Annotated in this window: 18 protein-coding genes; 6 read left to right on the top strand and 12 right to left on the bottom strand. The window is 37.0% G+C overall.

The annotated features are described in order from the left end of the window. Positions 1-6 precede the first annotated feature (6 nt). Positions 7-2,682: a sigma-54-dependent transcriptional regulator gene (locus AC1Q8L_RS20775; protein ID WP_000820950.1), complete on the top strand. Its 2,676-nt coding sequence runs from the start codon at positions 7-9 to the stop codon at positions 2,680-2,682. Between the two features lie 304 nt (positions 2,683-2,986). Here AC1Q8L_RS20775 and exsM read toward each other — a convergent pair whose 3' ends face one another. Continuing rightward, entirely contained in the window at positions 2,987-3,400 is a 414-nt protein-coding gene (gene exsM / locus AC1Q8L_RS20770; protein WP_000207046.1) for an exosporium regulatory protein ExsM, read from the bottom strand. A gap of 187 nt (positions 3,401-3,587) precedes the next feature. On the opposite strand from exsM, the gene AC1Q8L_RS20765 reads away from it, so the two are divergent. Further along, positions 3,588-4,769, top strand: coding sequence for a chromate transporter (locus AC1Q8L_RS20765; RefSeq protein WP_000739649.1), 1,182 nt, complete (start codon positions 3,588-3,590; stop codon positions 4,767-4,769). A 38-nt stretch (positions 4,770-4,807) separates the two neighbouring features. Here the strand turns inward: AC1Q8L_RS20765 and chbG are convergent, their stop codons facing one another. The 8 genes from chbG to AC1Q8L_RS20725 all read right to left on the bottom strand — a co-directional run bounded on the left by chbG (position 4,808) and on the right by AC1Q8L_RS20725 (position 11,314). Then, entirely contained in the window at positions 4,808-5,512 is a 705-nt protein-coding gene (gene chbG / locus AC1Q8L_RS20760; protein ID WP_000593488.1) for a chitin disaccharide deacetylase, read from the bottom strand. 49 nt (positions 5,513-5,561) lie between these two features. Further along, positions 5,562-6,887, bottom strand: a complete 1,326-nt coding sequence (gene celF, locus AC1Q8L_RS20755; protein ID WP_000145762.1) for a 6-phospho-beta-glucosidase — start codon at positions 6,885-6,887, stop codon at positions 5,562-5,564. 3 nt (positions 6,888-6,890) lie between these two features. Beyond that, on the bottom strand, positions 6,891-7,214 hold the full coding sequence (locus AC1Q8L_RS20750) for a PTS lactose/cellobiose transporter subunit IIA (protein WP_000989059.1): 324 nt from the start codon (positions 7,212-7,214) through the stop codon (positions 6,891-6,893). A 181-nt stretch (positions 7,215-7,395) separates the two neighbouring features. Next, positions 7,396-8,703: a PTS cellobiose transporter subunit IIC gene (gene celB / locus AC1Q8L_RS20745; protein ID WP_001168846.1), complete on the bottom strand. Its 1,308-nt coding sequence runs from the start codon at positions 8,701-8,703 to the stop codon at positions 7,396-7,398. A gap of 16 nt (positions 8,704-8,719) precedes the next feature. Beyond that, positions 8,720-9,022, bottom strand: a complete 303-nt coding sequence (locus AC1Q8L_RS20740) for a PTS sugar transporter subunit IIB (RefSeq protein ID WP_001023563.1) — start codon at positions 9,020-9,022, stop codon at positions 8,720-8,722. A 346-nt stretch (positions 9,023-9,368) separates the two neighbouring features. Further along, positions 9,369-9,686, bottom strand: coding sequence for a PTS sugar transporter subunit IIA (locus AC1Q8L_RS20735; protein WP_000379645.1), 318 nt, complete (start codon positions 9,684-9,686; stop codon positions 9,369-9,371). Between the two features lie 9 nt (positions 9,687-9,695). Further along, positions 9,696-10,997 (bottom strand): PTS cellobiose transporter subunit IIC, encoded by a 1,302-nt coding sequence (celB, locus tag AC1Q8L_RS20730; protein WP_000617789.1) that lies wholly within the window; start codon positions 10,995-10,997, stop codon positions 9,696-9,698. Positions 10,998-11,011: 14 nt separating this feature from the next. Then, positions 11,012-11,314: a PTS sugar transporter subunit IIB gene (locus tag AC1Q8L_RS20725; RefSeq protein WP_001023543.1), complete on the bottom strand. Its 303-nt coding sequence runs from the start codon at positions 11,312-11,314 to the stop codon at positions 11,012-11,014. Positions 11,315-11,537: 223 nt separating this feature from the next. Here AC1Q8L_RS20725 and AC1Q8L_RS20720 point away from each other — a divergent pair, with 223 nt between their 5' ends. From AC1Q8L_RS20720 to AC1Q8L_RS20710, 3 genes are all read left to right on the top strand, one after another. Continuing rightward, positions 11,538-12,755 carry a dicarboxylate/amino acid:cation symporter gene (locus AC1Q8L_RS20720; RefSeq protein ID WP_000649376.1) on the top strand — a complete coding sequence of 406 codons (1,218 nt, stop codon included), beginning with the start codon at positions 11,538-11,540 and terminating at the stop codon, positions 12,753-12,755. Between the two features lie 164 nt (positions 12,756-12,919). Beyond that, a complete protein-coding gene (locus AC1Q8L_RS20715; protein WP_000194330.1) occupies positions 12,920-14,077 on the top strand; it encodes an acyltransferase in 1,158 nt (385 codons plus the stop codon). A 39-nt stretch (positions 14,078-14,116) separates the two neighbouring features. Then, on the top strand, positions 14,117-14,497 hold the full coding sequence (locus AC1Q8L_RS20710) for a VOC family protein (protein ID WP_000610162.1): 381 nt from the start codon (positions 14,117-14,119) through the stop codon (positions 14,495-14,497). 40 nt (positions 14,498-14,537) lie between these two features. Here the strand turns inward: AC1Q8L_RS20710 and AC1Q8L_RS20705 are convergent, their stop codons facing one another. Continuing rightward, entirely contained in the window at positions 14,538-16,538 is a 2,001-nt protein-coding gene (locus AC1Q8L_RS20705) for a YhgE/Pip domain-containing protein (RefSeq protein ID WP_000676210.1), read from the bottom strand. A gap of 134 nt (positions 16,539-16,672) precedes the next feature. Here AC1Q8L_RS20705 and AC1Q8L_RS20700 point away from each other — a divergent pair, with 134 nt between their 5' ends. Then, positions 16,673-17,557, top strand: coding sequence for a LysR family transcriptional regulator (locus AC1Q8L_RS20700; protein ID WP_000421929.1), 885 nt, complete (start codon positions 16,673-16,675; stop codon positions 17,555-17,557). Between the two features lie 47 nt (positions 17,558-17,604). On the opposite strand, the gene AC1Q8L_RS20695 is transcribed toward AC1Q8L_RS20700, so the two are convergent. Together AC1Q8L_RS20695 and AC1Q8L_RS20690 are read right to left on the bottom strand one after the other, a co-directional pair. Further along, a complete protein-coding gene (locus AC1Q8L_RS20695; RefSeq protein ID WP_001231669.1) occupies positions 17,605-18,690 on the bottom strand; it encodes a hypothetical protein in 1,086 nt (361 codons plus the stop codon). Between the two features lie 91 nt (positions 18,691-18,781). Continuing rightward, entirely contained in the window at positions 18,782-18,931 is a 150-nt protein-coding gene (locus AC1Q8L_RS20690; RefSeq protein ID WP_000283179.1) for a hypothetical protein, read from the bottom strand. Between the last annotated feature and the right edge of the window lie 17 nt (positions 18,932-18,948).

Here is an 18,948-nt window from a genome sequence, read left to right as displayed (position 1 = left end):
ATGGAAATGAAACGAATAGATCTCATTTTTAATGCAATACAAGAAGGAAATTATACAGAAGGTGTAACCGCATCAGAACTCGCTACATTTCTACAACTAGATCGCGCCAATGTAAGTAGCGACTTAAACAAACTTGTAAAAGATAAACGGTTATTAAAAACAAATACGCGACCTGTTCGTTTTTACATAGAAACGAACACTTCGTTGGAAACGCATTCAAAAGACATAACTTCATTAGATACATTTGCAATTGAAAATACGAGCCTTAAAATCGCAATTGAAAAAGCGAAAGCTTCTATTCTCTACCCTCCAAACGGTATGCATACTTTACTACTGGGAGAAACAGGGGTCGGAAAGTCTATGTTTGCTTCTTTAATGCACGAATATGCAATTGAAGTTGAACAGCTTCCCAAAAATGCACCATTTATCGTCTTTAACTGTGCTGATTACGCAAACAATCCACAACTACTACTTGGACAGTTATTTGGGATTAAAAAAGGAGCTTACACAGGAGCAAGTGATCAAAAAGGGTTAATTGAAAAAGCACATGAAGGAATTCTTTTCTTAGATGAAGTACATCGCCTACCTCCAGAGGGACAAGAAATGCTTTTCACCTTTATTGACCGCGGAGTGTACCGCCGCCTTGGAGAAACAGAGAACGAACGTAAAGCACAAGTATTAATCATTACTGCAACAACAGAAGAACCAAATTCCTTTTTATTAAAAACATTTACAAGACGTATACCGATGACTGTTACGCTGCCACCACTTCGTGAGCGTACACATAAAGAGCGCTTTGCTTTACTACAGCTATTTTTCACAAATGAAGCAATTCGTCTGCGAAAAGACATTCACGTTAGCCCAAATGCAATGCGTGCTTTCGTCTTTTACAATTGTCCCAATAACATTGGTCAATTAAAAACAGATGTTCAAATTGCCTGTGCGAAAGCCTATTCTGATTTGGTCACAAAGAAACGTGATTCTGTCTATGTTTCAAGTACAGATTTACCTTGGTATATGAAAGAAGGGTTGTTCATTGAAAGGAAGAGCCGTCACTTATACCAAATACCAAATGAAACATTTGTATTTACAGGTGAGGAAGGTTGGAGTAATCATAAAACAGAAGATGAAAAACGCTCTTCTATTTACGATTATATTGACTATAAATACGAAGAACTTCAAGCACGTGGTATTGAAGAGGAAGAATTAGAATTACTAATAGAAAATGATGTTCAAAGCTTTTTCGTACAATATTTTAACCAAATATCAAAAAAAACAAGCCATGAAAATGTTTTTAAAATTGTGGATCGTAATATCGTTTCCGTATGTGAAAAAATAGCGGAACTTGCTGAAAAGCATTTATCTAAGACGTTTGATGAAAAAGTATTTCTCGCTTTAAGTTTACATGTACAGACAACTCTACAACGTTTACAAAGCGGAAAACAAATACATCACCCACAATTAAATCAAATTCGTACGAAATATAAAGAAGCTTTTTCCGTAGCTATGCAATGCATTCAACTACTGGAGGAAGAATTACAAATAACAATGCCTATTGATGAAGCTGGCTTTTTAACAATGTTCTTCGTTGTTGATCCAATTCCTGCCTCACAAACAGAAGTAAAAGTATTAATATTAGCACACGGTAATGGCATCGCAACTGAAATGGCAAACGTCGCAAACGAACTTCTCGGCATTGAGGAAGTAACCGGTATTGATATGCCGTTACACGAATCACCGAAAGATTTCTTGGAACGTGTGAAAGTGTATATGAAAACACTACAAAATGTAAATGGGCTTCTCTTACTTGTCGATATGGGGTCACTTGCTTATATCGGTGACATATTAGAAACGGAGTTCAAAATCCCTGTACGTGTTCTCTCGATGACGAGCACACCACACGCACTAGAAGCAGCTCGAAAAGCTCAGCTCGGTTATTCATTAGATGCGCTGTATGAAACAGTAAAAAATTTAACACCATTTTACTTAAACGTACAAGAAGAAAAGAAAAAACCTCTCTCCCCAATGAAATCTGTTATTTTAACAGCTTGCTTAACTGGTGAAGGAAGTGCTTTAGCTATTCAAAAAATGTTAGAGAACTATTTACGATTTGATAAAGACTTAATTGAAATTATACCAATTAGTATCGTCCATGAAAAAGATTTAACGAAAATGATTGAGAACATAAAAAAAGAGCGTAACATCATTTGTATTGTCACGAATTTCGATGTGCAAGTACCATGCTTAACATATCATTTCCAAGACATCGTAAACTACACAGCGATTCAGCCAATTCAAGAATTAATTACGTATGAAGAAACATATGCAAAAATGGCGGATATTCTTGAACAACAAATGCAGCGTAACGATGGAGCATTACTTATCAAAACAATTCGTTACGCATTAAATACAATTCAGGAATTAATTTCCTTACAGCTAACTCCTGATAGCTTAATGGGTGTTATTCTGCATATGAGCTGTATGGTTGACCGTCTTCAAAAAGGAGAAAGCCTTCTTCCTCACCCTGATAAAGAGAAAAGAAGACAAGATGAGTACTGGATGTATATGAAAGTAAAAAAAGCGTTGCAACCAATTGAAAATACATTTGAAATACAAATACCTGATGACGAAGTATTTTATGTTATGGACTTCTTTATTAAAAATCAGCCTGTGAAAAATTAATCGAGGCCGTTTTTAAAAATATCGACCGTAACGTGAGTTATATCAGCGATTTTCAAAATATATCGGCGCAACTCAGATTATATCAGCGATTTTCAAAATATATCGGCGTAACTCAGATTATATCAGCGATTTTCAAAATATATCGGCGCAACCCAGATTATATCAGCGATTTTCAAAATATATCGGCGCAACCCAGATTATATCAGCGATTTTCAAAATATATCGATTTACCGACAATAATTGCTAAAACTAGCACCTTATATAATGAGAAAAGGCTGTTCCAACATATGGACAGCCTTTTCCTCTATTTCTTTACTTTTCTAACTCGCCCTCTTATTTCTCCTCTTTTTTGTGATTTCGTATGGACATTAACATATACATTTGCCTGAATAATTTCTTGAAGTAAATGTACAAATGATTTCCCTTGTAAAGGTCCCTCAAAATCCTCTACATTCACTACACCAGTAATACTTCCCTCGTTCAAGCTAATCCCTTGCTCCAGTGGACCATACAAATATAAAACAACAGGACCAATTTGAGTAGACTTCCCTAAATGAATTTGACACGATGTAACCTTTTCTATATTTTTTAGTATTACTCTGTAATGCAATTTCGTTAAATCATCACTAAAAATAAACTCTGCTACCCCAAAAGCTTCTGTATTTACAGGAGGCACTTCCCTCTTACCTGTTAACCTGGCAAAGAAATGTGTTGTCATAAGGCATTCTCCTTATATAAATTTCCCAGCACTACTTCTACTACTTTATGGTTTAGACATAATCATTTATGACTTTTTCAATTTTAATTACAAAGAAAAGATTCACAAAATCTTTACATTAAAATCGTTCCTGTAGATTGAAAGTCTCTTGTATAATGCACATAGAAAAACATTATAGGAGGTTATTTTGAAAAAAAACAAACACATCTTTCACACATTATTAGAGATTTTTCTCGTCTCATTTAAATTAGGACTTACTTCATTCGGCGGTCCTGTCGCTCATCTCGGCTATTTCCACCACGAATACGTGCAAAAAAGAAAATGGATGGATGAACGAAGCTATGGAGATTTAGTAGCACTATGTCAATTCCTTCCCGGTCCTGCCAGCAGTCAAGTCGGTATGGGGGTTGGATTATTACGGGGCGGTCTATTAGGAGCTATTATTTCATGGATTGGATTCACTTTACCGTCTGTGCTTGTTTTGGTTTTCTTCGCCTCATTCCTTAATCAGTTCGATCTTGGAAGTGCTGGCTGGATTCATGGACTAAAACTTGTAGCAGTCGCTATTGTCGCTCATGCCATATGGGGAATGGCGCGAAAGTTAACTCCAGATCGAAATCGTGCAACGATTGCGATTGTAACTGCCGCAATCGCCTTATTATGGCCAAGTAGTTGGACACAAGTCATCCTTATTATAATATGTGGCTTTATCGGTTGGTTTTTATATCGCAACCAACCAATTAGCCAATCTCAAAATATAAGAGTACCTATTTCAAAAAAGATAGCAGTTTCTTGCCTCGTCTTATTCTTTGGACTATTACTACTGCTACCAATATTAAGACCGTTCTCTTATTACATCGCTTTATTTGACAGTTTCTATCGCTCTGGCGCACTTGTATTTGGAGGAGGACACGTCGTGCTGCCCCTTCTTGAAGGTGAGTTCGTACAAAACGGAATGATGACGAAAGAACAGTTCCTAGCTGGATACGGATTAACACAAGCAGTACCAGGACCACTATTTACATTCGCCTCTTATATAGGAGCAGTGTTAAACGGGACGCTTGGGGCAATAATCGCAACAATTGCGATTTTCCTCCCTGCTTTCTTACTCGTTATTGGTGTTTTACCATTTTGGAACAATGTGAGAAAAATATCATTCATACAAGGCGCACTACTTGGTGTTAACGCCGCAGTTGTTGGTATTTTAATTGCCGCTTTTTACGATCCCATTTGGACGAGTACAATTATAAATGCTTCAGATTTCGTTTTCGCTTCGCTTCTTTTTTGCTTACTAGCTTTTTGGAAAGCACCGCCTTGGGTTATCGTTATACTTGGAGCTTTTGGCGGATATATTCTATCCATTTTGTAAATAAAAAACGACGGCATGATGTAGCCGTCGTTTTTCTATTAAAACTTCACAAGTTCTATCCCTTCAGGCAACTCACTCTCTGTTAAAATACGCAATTCCTTCACACGATCCATTACGTAAGAAGAACGCTTCACAAGCTCTGGATCAATATAAGCTGGATGAACCATAATTTCTACCGTTTGTTCACCTTGTACTCTTTCTTTTAACTTCACAAAGTAATCTTCCGTCACACCATCCGCATAAAAGTCACTGTAAAATACATCAGAAAATGGATGCACCGCTCTATCTTCCCCACAACGACGAATTGGAACATTATATTTAGCTGCTAATCTCTCAAGAACATCGTGTAAGATCGGTAATCCGTGTACATGATGATGACTATCTAAATGAGTTGGTGTTAATCCGTAAGATAGGAATTTCTCAATTTGAGCAGTCCACTCTCTCTCAACTTCTTCTGGATTTATATTCCCTTCCCTTACAACACTTTGTTTATGAAACGATCCGTCGCTACCTACAAGTGATGGTACGTCTCCAAGAAGTGGCTCCCCTGCTGTTAATACGAGATGTACGCCTACTCCGAGTAGGTTATACTCTTTCGCTAAGCGTACCGCATGCTCTGTTCCTGGCATATTCATCATCATCGTCGTTGAATTTACAAGTCCATTTATATGCCCATCAATAATGCCGTAATTTGTACCTTCTGTAAGACCGAAATCATCTGCATTTACAATTAACTTAATCATCATAATACCTCCTAATAGAATAAAAAAAGCGGGCTAAATAGCGCCGCTTTTACTTCTCTACCTTTTTAAAGAACTGTGGAAGATACTCTTTATGTGCTTCCAACATTTCATCTAAAATTTGTTTTGCAACTTTATCTGATGGTACAAGTGGATTGATTGTCATAGCAAGCAGCGCCTTATGATAATCCCCTGTAACAGCAGCTTCAATTGTTGTGCGCTCGAATGATTTAATTTGTTGTACTAAACCGCGAACTGGTACTGGAAGATCTCCAACTGCAATTGGTTTTGGGCCTTCTTTCGTAATAATACAGTTCACTTCAACAGCTGAATCATGTGGTAAGCTTGCAATTGTTCCGTTGTTTCGTGTATTAACAGGCTGGATATCACCTTTATTATTGTAAATAGACGTAATTAAGCTACATGCTGCATCACTATAATAAGCTCCGCCACGTTTTTCTAATTGTGGTGGTTTAATATCTAAGTTCGGGTCTTTATATAACTCAAATAAATCATTTTCTAATTGTTTTACTACTTCTGCACGTGTACCTTTTTCAACAGAAGCTTCTTTTTCTTCTTCTAACATTTCACGTGTTTTGTAGTAGTAACGATGGTATGGACATGGAATCGCACGAAGTCCTCGAATAAAGTCTGGCTCCCAGTTAAGCGCTGCGATATTTTCCATCGTAATTTGTTTTTCTGGATCTGTCACAAGCTCTAACACACGGTCCATTACACTTACGCCATCTAAGTATACATCTAGTCCGTATACCATATGATTTAAACCTGCGAAATCAACGTGAACACGACTCGCATCTACTTCAAGTAATCTTGCAAGACCCATACGAATTCCGATTGGAACGTTACATAGACCAACTACTCTTTGAATATTTGTATAACGAAGAACTGCCTCTGTTACCATACCAGCTGGATTTGCAAAGTTAATTAACCATGCATTCGGACAGAGCTCCTCCATATCTTTACAAATATCTAAAATAACAGGAATCGTTCTCAACGCTTTAAATAAACCACCAGGACCATTTGTTTCCTGACCGATTACATCATATTTTAATGGGATTGCTTCATCTTTTGCACGTGCTTCTAATAAACCAACGCGAAGTTGTGTTGTTACGAAGTCTGCATCTTTTAATGCCTCACGGCGATCAAGTGTTAAATGTACCTCGATTGGTAAACCTGATTTTTTCACCATACGTTTCGCTAAGTTACCAACTATTTCCAACTTTTCTTTTCCTGCCTCAATATCTACTAACCAAATTTCACGAACAGGAAGCTCATCATAACGCTTAATAAATCCTTCAATTAACTCTGGTGTATAACTAGATCCACCGCCGATTGTAGCAATTTTAATTCCAGTCATGCTTTATTCCCCTTTCGCTTCAAGCTTTTTATAAAGATCGATAAACTCTGCTGCTAATTCTTTCACTGTAATCGCATTCATTAAATGATCTTGTGCGTGAATTAAAAGAACACTAACCTCTGTTTTTTCTCCTCTTGCTTCTGATTGTATGAGCTCTGTTTGGAAATGATGCGCTTCATTAATCGCTTCTTTCGCCTTTACCATCGCTTCATCTGCTTCTACCATTTTCCCCTGTTTGGCAAATTGAAGTGCCTCCATCGCAAAGCTTCGTGCGTTACCACTATTTAAAATCAATTGGAATGGAATTTGTTCTGCTGTAGTCATCATAATTACCGCCCTTTCTATAAGGTTCAACCGATTTAAATACCCCTTCAGTTTGAACATGTCTATTAAATTATTATTTTATGAATGATAGTTTGGTGTTCTTGTAGATGAGTATCATCTTTTTGAACATGATATAAAGGTAATTATTCTGACGAGCTATAGGAACTCGCCAGAATAATATTTTTTAAAGTGATACTGAATTGTCGCTTCCTTTTGTTTCAGCTTTTGCAGCCTGTACATAAGTACGGTCACACATTAATACGAATGGATAGTAAATTACTACCGCAATAGCAAAGTTCACCACTTGTAGTGCTGCACCAGCGATGCTTCCGCCCGATACAAGATAACCACTAAAGATTGGTGGCATTGTCCATGGAACTAACGCAACTGTTTTTGGTACCCATCCTAAAGTGATTGCTGTATAAGAAGTAATAACTAATACAACTGGTGTAAGTACGAACGGGATAATTAACGCTGGGTTTAATACAATTGGTGTACCGAAAATAACTGGTTCGTTAATATTAAAGAAACCAGGACCGATAGATACACGGCCTACACCGCGAAGCTGCGCACTTTTCGCTACAAGCATTACTGCCACTAAGAATGCTAACGTTGCACCCGATCCCCCGATATATACGTATACATCAAAGAATGGTTTTGTGAAGATATGCGGTACGTCATATGCAGACATACCATCATTAAATAATTTCATATTTTTCTCTAATGCTGGTAAATAGATTGGGTCAATAATCCCCCCAATAATATTTGGACCATGTAATCCGAAGAACCATAATACGTGAATAAGTAGAGCAATAATAATTGCACTTGGTAATGTACCCGCTAAACCTTGTAATGGTAATTGAATTGTTTCAAATACCATTTTATGAATGCTTGTTCCCGCAAGTTTCACAGCTAATTGAATACCTGCTGTTACAATCAAAATAACGAATGCTGGAACTAACGCTGCGAATGATTTCATTACTGCCGGTGGAACACCATCTGGCATTTTAATTGTAATATCCCTTTGAACAAAGAATCTAAACACTTCTGTTACAAGAAGAGCCACTATAATGGAAACGAATAGACCTTGTGCCCCTGTCCACGCTAAATCAATACCGCCTTCTTTTGGCGTTGTCGGAGAAATAATAATTAATGCACCGAATGTAATGATTGCTGCTGACAACGCATCGACGCCGTAAGATTTCGCTAAATTGTAACTTATCCCAACTGCGACTATGAGGGCGAGTATAGCAAAGGAACCAGTCCACATACCGCCACCGACATCTTTCCAAGCGTCACCAAATGTGCCCTTCATAAAGTTTTGGAAAGCATCAATTGGTAAGTTATTTATAAGTACTGCAAATGATCCAACTAAAATAAGAGGCATAACTGCGATAAATCCGTCACGGATTGCAACTAAGTGGCGCTGCGATCCAATTCTACCTGCGACTGGAACTAAATATTTCTCCATAAATGCAATAAACTTTTGCATTTCGCTTCCCCCCTAATTATTTTTTAAGTGTTAATGCGTGATCTAAAACTGCTTCTCCATTCATCATGCCGTAGTGCATTGGATTGATAACGTCGATTCCAACATTTTTCTCGTCAGCAAGCGTTTTCATTGAAGAGAGCATGTAACGAACTTGTGGTCCTAGTAATAACACATCTGCTTGGTCGATATTGTTTTTTACTGCATCCCCAGATACAGCCCAAATCTTTCCTTCTAGACCGCGAGCTTTTGCAGCCGCTTCCATTTTTGTAACTAGTAAACTTGTAGACATCCCTGCTGAACAACATAATAAAATATTCATTTGAAAATCCCCCTTGTGTAGTATAAAAAATTTATGTTTATTTATTTTTCTTTACGCTATTTATTAATGCAATTAGCGTGCCAACTTTTTAAAACCACTAAAATCAGTGCTTTTTCGAGCATTTTCTTTGTGTGTTAACGCTTTCAATTAGTGTGTCGTCCAAAAAATACACAGTGTGTTATAAAACAACACGCTTTTAACACATAACTGTATGAAAATAGATTAGTGTTTAGTCGTCTAGTTGTGTTTAATATGAAAAAACACTAAAAAAACTTTTTCAATGAAAAATAATTCATTATTTTAACCCACTATTTAGTGAAATAAAAAAACCTTGCATAAGCAAGGTTCATTCATCCACCGACATCTTCCTATATAACTCTACAAACTCACTCGCTAATTCTTTCACCGTAATTGCATTCATTAAATGGTCTTGCGCGTGTACCATTAAAAGAGTAACTTCGGTCTTTTCGCCACCAGCCTCTTTCTGGATAAGCTCCGTTTGTACGCGGTGCGCCTCCTTTAATTCCTCTAGTGCTTCTTGTAATTTAGCTTCAGCTTCTGTAAACTCCCCACGCTTCGCACAATCAATTGCTTCCATTGAACAACTTCTCGCGTTTCCCCCATGCAAGATTAAATGAAAAGCTTTCGTCTCTATCGTATCCATTGTAGTTCTTTACTCCCCCTTTTCTTCCGCCAGTTTTTGTTTATCCCATATTTTTAAGAACGGTAAATAAATGAAGAATGCTAGCGCAAAGTTAACAAGTTGCAAAATAACACCTGAAATTTTCCCGCCCGATCCTAAATATCCACTAAAAAGAATAGGTGTCGTCCAAGGTACAGCGGCCCCACTCGGACGTGCAACCCATCCCCATTCCATTGCAAAGTAAGAAACAATTGTTAGCACGACTGGAACTAATATAAATGGAATTAGTAAAAGTGGGTTCATCACAATCGGCATACCAAAAGTTACCATCTCATTAATATTAAATATACCAGGTGCAATTGACAATCTCCCTAAACTTTTTAATTGTTGACTTCGTGCAAATAGTAACATTCCGACAACTAGAGCAAGCGTTGCACCAGAACCGCCCATATAAATCCATAAGTCAAAAAACTGTGCCGTAATCGTATTTGGTACATCTTGCCCAGCTTGAAAAGCAACTCGGTTTTGATCCATTAACGACAACCAAACGGGGCTCATTACACCACCAACAATAGTAGCACCATGAATTCCACACGACCAAAGAACATGAACGAGAATAACTGCTATTATTGCGCCCCAAAGACTAGCACCAAGTACACTAAGTGGTTCCTGTAAAATTTGTCCTACAATATTATGGATACTGCCAAAAGAAGTATTTTCTATAATTAAGCGTAAAATCCAAATAACTGTTACAACAATAAATCCTGGAACAAGTGCTGCAAATGAACGCGTGACAGCTGGTGGAACTGTCTCTGGCATCTTTATAATTATCTTTTTTTGTACAATAAATCGATACAGTTCAGTAGATATAAGTGCAATAATCATTGCTACAAATAACCCTTGGCTTCCCATTAATGCAGCTGGAATAGCGCCTTCTACAAGTACACTTTCTTTTGTACTTGGTATAATATATGCAACTTGAAATGGCGTCGCAAGTAAAAACGTCACAAGCGACAATGCCCCGGATGCTAAAGCATCCACTTTATAATACTCTCCAAGCCTGTAAGCGATTCCAAAAACAGCTATTAAAGCCATTATATTAAAAGTTGCACTAACTGGATACCCTAAAGCTCTCTGCCAATTCTCACCAAACAAACCTGCCATAAACTCGTTATATCCGGGTATCGGCAGTGCACTAATAATGAGGAAAAACGATCCAATAATTAAGAAAGGCATCGTTAAAATAATTCCATCTCGAATTGCTTGTAAATGCCTCTGCTCTGCAACCTTCCCTGCTACTGGCATCACGTACTTCTCTAAAAACCGTATCATCTATCCCACTCTCCTCATGGTTTCATTGACAAAGCTGCTTGCAAGATAGCTTCCCCATTACAAAGTCCGTAATGGACGGATTGAATAACATCAACAGGTATCCCTTTATCCTTACATAATTCTTTCATTTTCGGTAATAAATAACGTACTTGCGGTCCAAGTAAAAGTACATCAGCTTTATCAATATGACTATTCACTTCAGAACCTGATACTGCCCAGATTTTCACTTCTATCCCTCTTGCCTCTGCTGCTTTCTCCATCTTTGTAACAATCAAACTGGAAGACATTCCCGCTGCACAGCAAAGTAAAATATTCATTCCGCTTCCCTCCCCCTTTTTCTAAACCTAAGTTATGGTGCATCCCTTGCCACCACTAGGTTACAAATATATATGTCTAGATTTCCTGCTGTATGCCGAGCTTAAAAACAAAAATTTCTTCGTTTTCACGCTATTCCATTTATCCGTATTCTCCTAGTAAAGAGGACTCTAACTCGCTATAATGATTCAGTATGATTTTTTTAATTGATAGGAGGATATATTTATGAAGGCATATCGCTTTCCACTTATTTTATTATCTTCTATCCTAATTGGTGGTTTCATTGGTTATTTCATGGGTGCCGATGCAGTTGCTTTAAAGCCGCTTGGTGATATTTTCTTAAACTTAATGTTTACGATTGTTGTACCTCTAGTGTTCTTTAGCATCGCATCGTCTATTGCTAATATGGATGGATTAAAACGTTTCGGTAAAATTATGTCTAGTATGGCTGGGACTTTCTTATTTACAAGTATTTTAGCTGCTATTTTTATGATTATTGTCGTGAAAGTATTCCCGCCAGCACAAGGTGTTGTACTAGAACTAACACAACCTGACAAAGCCGGCAAAGCTGTTAGTGTTGCAGATCAAATCGTCGGTATTTTAACAGTATCTGACTTCTCGAAGTTACTATCTCGTGAAAATATGTTAGCTCTTATTTTCTTCTCTATCTTAATGGGGATTGCAACTTCAGCAGTTGGCGAAAAAGGAAAACCATTCGCTACATTCCTACAAGCTGGTGCAGAGATTTCAATGAAGGTTGTATCTTTCATTATGTACTACGCTCCAATCGGACTTGCTGCTTACTTCGCAGCATTAGTTGGTGAATTCGGACCACAACTTCTTGGAACTTACTTCCGAGCAGCAATGGTATACTATCCAGCTTCTCTTATCTACTTCTTTGTATTCTTCACGTTCTATGCATACCTTGCAGGTCGCAAACAAGGTGTACAAGTATTTTGGAAGAACATGGTCTCTCCTACAGTTACATCACTTGCAACTTGTAGTAGTGCCGCAAGTATTCCAGCGAACTTAGAAGCAACGAAGAAAATGGGTATTTCTTCAGACGTTCGTGAAACAGTTGTCCTTCTTGGTTCTACACTTCATAAAGACGGCTCTGTTTTAGGTGGCGTATTAAAAATTGCTTTCTTATTCGGTATTTTCAACATGGAATTCGAAGGACCGAAAACATTAGCAATCGCACTTGTTGTTTCTCTATTAGTAGGAACAGTAATGGGTGCTATTCCAGGCGGTGGTATGATCGGTGAAATGTTAATCGTATCTCTATACGGTTTCCCGCCAGAAGCACTGCCAATTATCGCAGCAATTAGTACAATCATTGATCCACCTGCAACGATGTTAAACGTAACAGCAGATAACGCTTGTGCGGTAATGACAGCTCGCCTTGTAGAAGGTAAGAATTGGATCAAAAACAAATTTGCTTAATAGCTAAAAAGAGGATGCTCTAAACGAGCATCCTCTTTTTGTCGTTATTTGTTGATAAGTTGATATTTCCTCTCGCCACAAATTTGTTAAAATCTTCACAAATATTCCACATCCATTATCCATTCTCCGTACTATAATCATGTATGGAAAAGGAGATGGAAATAATGACACAAAGCGCACCTGAATTTAAAGTTTTGCAAAGCATTGCATTTCTCGCTGTCGTTTTGCAAAGTTCTTTATTATATACAATGAATCAAGGAAATGTCTTACTTGAGCAATCCCTCATTATGGGCATGCTATTTAATCTTGCAAAATTCTCAGCACCGGCATTCATATTTATCGTTGGATTTCACTTAATTCGTCACTATACGAAGCAATTAGTATATAAAGAATATATTTCTGAAAAAGCGACACACTTACTCATTCCTTATTTCTTTTGGTCTATTCTTTACTTATTAACAACAAATGATCTTATTACATTACAAGGCGGAATAAAAAGTTTATTACTCGGAACAGCCGCGCCCCATCTTTGGTACGTTATTATGATGTTCCAAATTCACTTATTGTTCCCTTTACTATGCACACTTTTTTATTGGTTTCAAAAACGAACAGAAAATAAAAAAGACATATATAAATATATGACCTTTTTCGCTTGCCTATATTTTCTATTAATGTGGTTCTCTTCTCACTATATTTTTAATGGAGAAAAATTAACAAGTTCAACAATTTTACATTATACAGATCGATCATTTCTATTCTACTCATTCTATTTCGTTATGGGTGGCATTGCCGCTGTAGCACTAAAAACTTGGCGTCTATTCGTCATGAAACATATCCCGCTTATAACAATATTATTTTTCATCTTATTTTTATTCATCAATTATGAGTTGTTTAGTTTTCACGGAGCAAACTCTATTCATTTAACTGTTTCTACCTATTTAAAACCATCTATGTTTTTATATATCGTATGCGAAATTATCATACTGTATGTGTTATCTATTATGATAGTACAGCGGCGTGGTTTCTTATATAAAACGTTACGTTTCATTGGAAATTACACGTATGGTGCTTATTTAGCTCACTTATTCTTCTTACAACTATGCACAAAGTTTCTTTCTTTATTCACACTGCAAGAAAATACTATATTATATAGCCTATTACTATTTGTGTTAACGGCTATTATCTCTATTTCAACAATGTTCATTTGTAGCACAATACCATTTCATACTTGGATTACAGGTCCTTCTCCTACAACAAAGATGAAATGGACGAAAGTTGTATTACGAAAAAATCATAAAAAACTATTCAAACCATATATTTGATATAATAATACGCATATAAAAAGAAAGCGAGAGACACCTATGATCAATCAAGTTGGACAAATTATGCTATATGTAAATAACCAAGACGAAACAGTACAATTTTGGACAGAAAAAGTAGGGTTCCAAATCATTGCGGAAGAAAATAACGGAAACGGATTCCGCTGGATTGAAATTGCACCGGCGAAAGAAGCAGGAACAAGCATCGTCCTTCACGATAAAGCGTTAATCGCGAAGATGCAACCTGAACTAAACCTAAATACACCTTCACTTATGTTCTTCTCAAATGACTTAGACCGTCTATATAAAGATCTTTCTGAGAAAAATGTCACAGTTGGACAGGTTGTAGATTTACCTACTGGTAGAGCATTCAACTTTGCTGATAATGAAAATAATTACTTTGCAGTAATGGAACGTAAATAAAAAATAAGCTATCCGAAAAAATCGGATAGCTTATTTCATTTTAAGAAACTTGTTCTGCATTCGTTTCTCTATGCTGTATATGACTCGTGATCCAAGCAATTCCACCGGCAACAACGAGGTAACATAACAATATTAAAATTTGCATTTGTAATTGCGACCAATCTCCTAAAGAGATAACATCTTGTAATCCTCTAAGAGAATGAGACATTGGGAGAAATTGTCCAATTTTACTAAGAACAGCTATGTTTAATTCTCCTGGGAAAGTCCCCCCGCTCGTCGCTAATTGCAAGACAAGAAGCGTTACTGCTAAGAACTTTCCAATAAGACCAAATACTGTTACTAACATAAGAATAAATGTCATGAACGTAAAGGAAATCACAATACTTGATAAAACAAAGAGTGGCACACTGGCAACTTCTAATTTCATAACACCTAGCACAACTACATCTACGAGTAGCGCTTGAATAAGTCCAATTAAATATACCAATCCTAGTTTATTAATAAAATGTACCGTTCCACTTACCTTCATATTTTGTCTACGACCAAGCGGTAAAATATTCGATGCCATAATTCCGCCAACATAAAATGCAAGCGATAAGAAATATGGTGCAATGCCTGAACCGTAGTTAGGAACGTCAGAAACTGTTGACTTCACTAACTGAACTGGCTCTGAGAACATCGTATTACGTGCATCATCATTACGAACATTCGCTATCTTCTCTGCACCCTCTCCCAATTTCGCAGAAAGTTCTTTCGCACCATCATCCAGTTTAACAAGTCCATTTGTTAATTTACTAGCACCGTTATTCAGCTCCGTTCCACCACTCGCAAGCTGGTTTACACCTTCTTGCAATGATGTAAATCCATTTCCCCACTTCGTAAATCCATCAGCCAAATTCGATGCACCATCTGCTATCTTTTGCGTTCCAGCAGTAGCTTCATTTAACTTAACTCCGAATGTATTTATGCCTTCTTCAATCTTATGTTGACCGTCAGTAAGCTTCTTCGCACCTTGTGTCAATTGTTGTTGGCTATTATTTAAAGTACTTGTTGCTTTAGCTAGTCCATTAGACGTAGCAACAATTTTTTGAAAAGCGGGATCTTGCTGCACTTCTGGATGATTTTTCACGTACTCTTCTAATTGTTGTTTTACACTATTTGCCGCTTTGTCCGCTTTCGCTTGCCCTTCAGCAAGTTTTTCATTTCCATTCACCCATTCATTTGTACCAGCACTTAATTCACTAATTCCTGATTGTAACGTTTTTTCACCTTGTGCTAGTAATTCCATACCACTATGAAGTGATGTCGCTCCTTGACTCAGCTCATTTGCTCCCCCGGTTAAAGCAGATTGACTGGATGCAAGCTTTTCACTTCCTTCTTTCAATTTCGATGTCCCATCACTTAAACGATCAATACCATCCGCAAGCTGATTCGCTCCATTTTTTGCATCGGTCGTTCCTTCATGTAACTTCTCAGCACCATTACTTGCATCACTCAATCCTTGTGCCAAATCTTGAAACTTTGAAAAGACACCTTCTGTATAAGATTTCGTAATACTATTTGAGATTTTTGTTTTCATATTTTCAACAGCTGTCGTTCCAATTTGAGCTGCTACAAAGTTTTTACCTGGATTTACTTTGTACTGCAACTTTGCCGGCTCTGGTTTCTCATCCATAAGTGTACTTACCTTTTTAGAGAAATTCTCTGGAATCGTAACAACCATATAATATTTATCTTCTTTTAACCCTTCATCAGCATTTTTTTCTGATACGAAATGAAAAGCCAGTTCTTTATTCTCCTTTAAATTTTTTACAAAGTCGTCTCCTGCATGAATTGTTTTCTCATCCATCGCAGCCCCCTTATCTAAGTTCACAACTGCAACAGGTAATTTATCTAATTTTCCGTACGGATCCCAATACCCAGCTAAAAAGAATCCTGAATAAATTAATGGAACGATTAATAAAAAAATTAAAGCGATACGTCCATGTTTATGGTGCCACATCGCTTTCCAATCTTTAAATATAAGTTTAATTCCCTTCATGAAACATACTCCTCTTCTAATTTAACACCCTTCGAATGGTTTAACAGATTTACTATACACGTCACTTTCCATACTGTATAATACATCTTTAATTATCAATTCATTCCTTTTAGTCTATAGAAAGGAGATTCGAAATGGAACTGCTCCAGTTAAAATACTTTCAGACAGTCGCACGACTAGAACATATGACAAAGGCAGCTGAAGAATTGCATATCGCGCAACCTTCACTCAGCAAAACAATAGCGAGACTCGAAAAGGATTTAGGCGTCCCTTTATTTGATCGCCAAGGCCGACAGATTACTTTAAATTCTTTCGGAAAAGTATTTTTAAAACGAGTAGAACGTATTTTTCATGAATTAAGTGAAGGGGAACGAGAAATTAAAGATTTAGCCGAATTACAACAAAGCTCTATTACACTGGCCGTTTCTATTCCAAGAATATTACCAGAACTACTTGGCTCTTTTTTACTAGAACATCCTAACGTTCGGTTCCAACAATTTCTTGCATCCACTCCTTCTATGAAACGACAACTAGATAATATAGAAATTGACTTTTGTATCTCCTCTGTGCCAATTGAAGGTGAGGAGGTTGTTTGGGAACCACTTATTACAGAAGAAATTTTCTTAGTTGTCCCTTCAGGCCATCGCTTATCAGGCCGAGAAAATATCCACCTGCATGAAGTAAAAGACGAACCGTTTATTAGTATGAACACTGGCTATGGATTTCGGCACTTAACGGATGAATTTTGTAAAGAAGCTGGTTTCACTCCGCATATTGCTTTTGAAGTAGATGAACCGACCGTGATTAGCGACCTCATTAAGCAAGGTCTTGGCATCGCTTTTGTTCCAAGTTTAACTTTATTAAAAAACTCTACTTTAGCATCAAGCAAGTTGCGTATTATTGAACCCACTTGTCAGCGAACCATCGGATTAAGTTGGTCCAAAAAACGCTACTTATCAAAAACAGCTCAGCAATTCCGTGAATTTGTGATTGACTACTTCTCTAATATTAGAACGTAAAATTATATGAACAAATAAAAGGTGCCACCCTCATATGGTGGCACCTTTTATTGTTCACTCTTTTTTAATTCCATTTCAGCTAAAAGTGGTAGCACGTTATCAAAAATATGCGTATTATTATTTTCACCTGTTACATATCCACCGTAATATCTACTAAATACGTTGTCATTTCGGAATGTGGACATATGATCATACAATTCCTTCGCAAACTTTGTATCACCTGTTTGTAGTACGTACAAAATCGTTAGTCCGTAAGCGGCTGGCGATTCATAATTCACAGTTTGTTTTCCCGTTTCTAAATTGTAACGACCGTATAGCTTTCCATTCTCCTGGAATTTCTTCTTTATAAATTCCAAATAAGCAGTTGATGAAAGACCACCTAAACTTCGATGATATGCAACGTATGATTGGTCAATAAGATTCACTTCTTTATCGTACGTAAATGTACCATCTTCTTTATACTCTTTCGGGAATGCCCAGCCATGCCTTGGATAATCCGCTAAAAATTGAACAACTTCCTGATATTGCTGAGCAGAAACTTTTCCGTACTTCTTCATATAGGAGAATGCACGCGGATTTATGTATGATGTTGTTACAAAATTATTTTGTTTCCCTGCATCTGCATCATAATAATCAACATAATAATTATCTTTTTTATTATAACGAAGTACAGCATCACTTAATTGATCGGCAAGGTTTTTATAACGCTCTTCCTTATACATTTCATAAGCACGATATAATTGTTCTATAATACGAAGATCATCTATAAGTGCATTTGTGGCTGACTGCCTCTCTCCCTTTTCAGAGAGTTTCCATAAAACGATATGATTCTTATATACGAAATTATCTTGAATAACCTTTACTTGCTCATCAAATAACGCCTGATCATCTTTATCAAGTGTATATTGTAACCATAATCCCGCTGATTCTGATAAAGCTTCACGTCCCTTTGCTTCACCCGTACCTGCCTTAGTATCTACTAAACGGTACGTGGCAAGCGTTCCATTGTCATTCACCATATGTCTTAAAATAAAATTTTCTGTACGGTTTCCTTGTAAAGCTGACCAAAATACAATTCCACCTAAAGCGATTAAGAAGATAACTCCAATCCCTATATATAAACGTTTCCGCAATCTTTTCACCTCCCTAGTAAGGCTAACCTTAATTTTATCAGAACATACATAAATTTAAAAAAGACAATCCACTAGATTGTCTCCCCCATTTCTATCCCTCACAAACCTCTTTAGAAGGTTTATATAGCGATTGTACAAGTCGATCATATTCACGACGCGTAATTTCTTTATTATATAGCTTCAATAATAAATCTCTATGCTCTTTTGAAAATGCCATCTTTTTAATGACTTCAGGATACATAAAACACCCTCTCCATT

Source organism: Bacillus sp. GW823-FHT06A11, from assembly GCF_058795355.1.
Note: the sequence above shows the minus strand (reverse complement) of the source record. Positions and strands in the feature narration are given on the sequence as shown.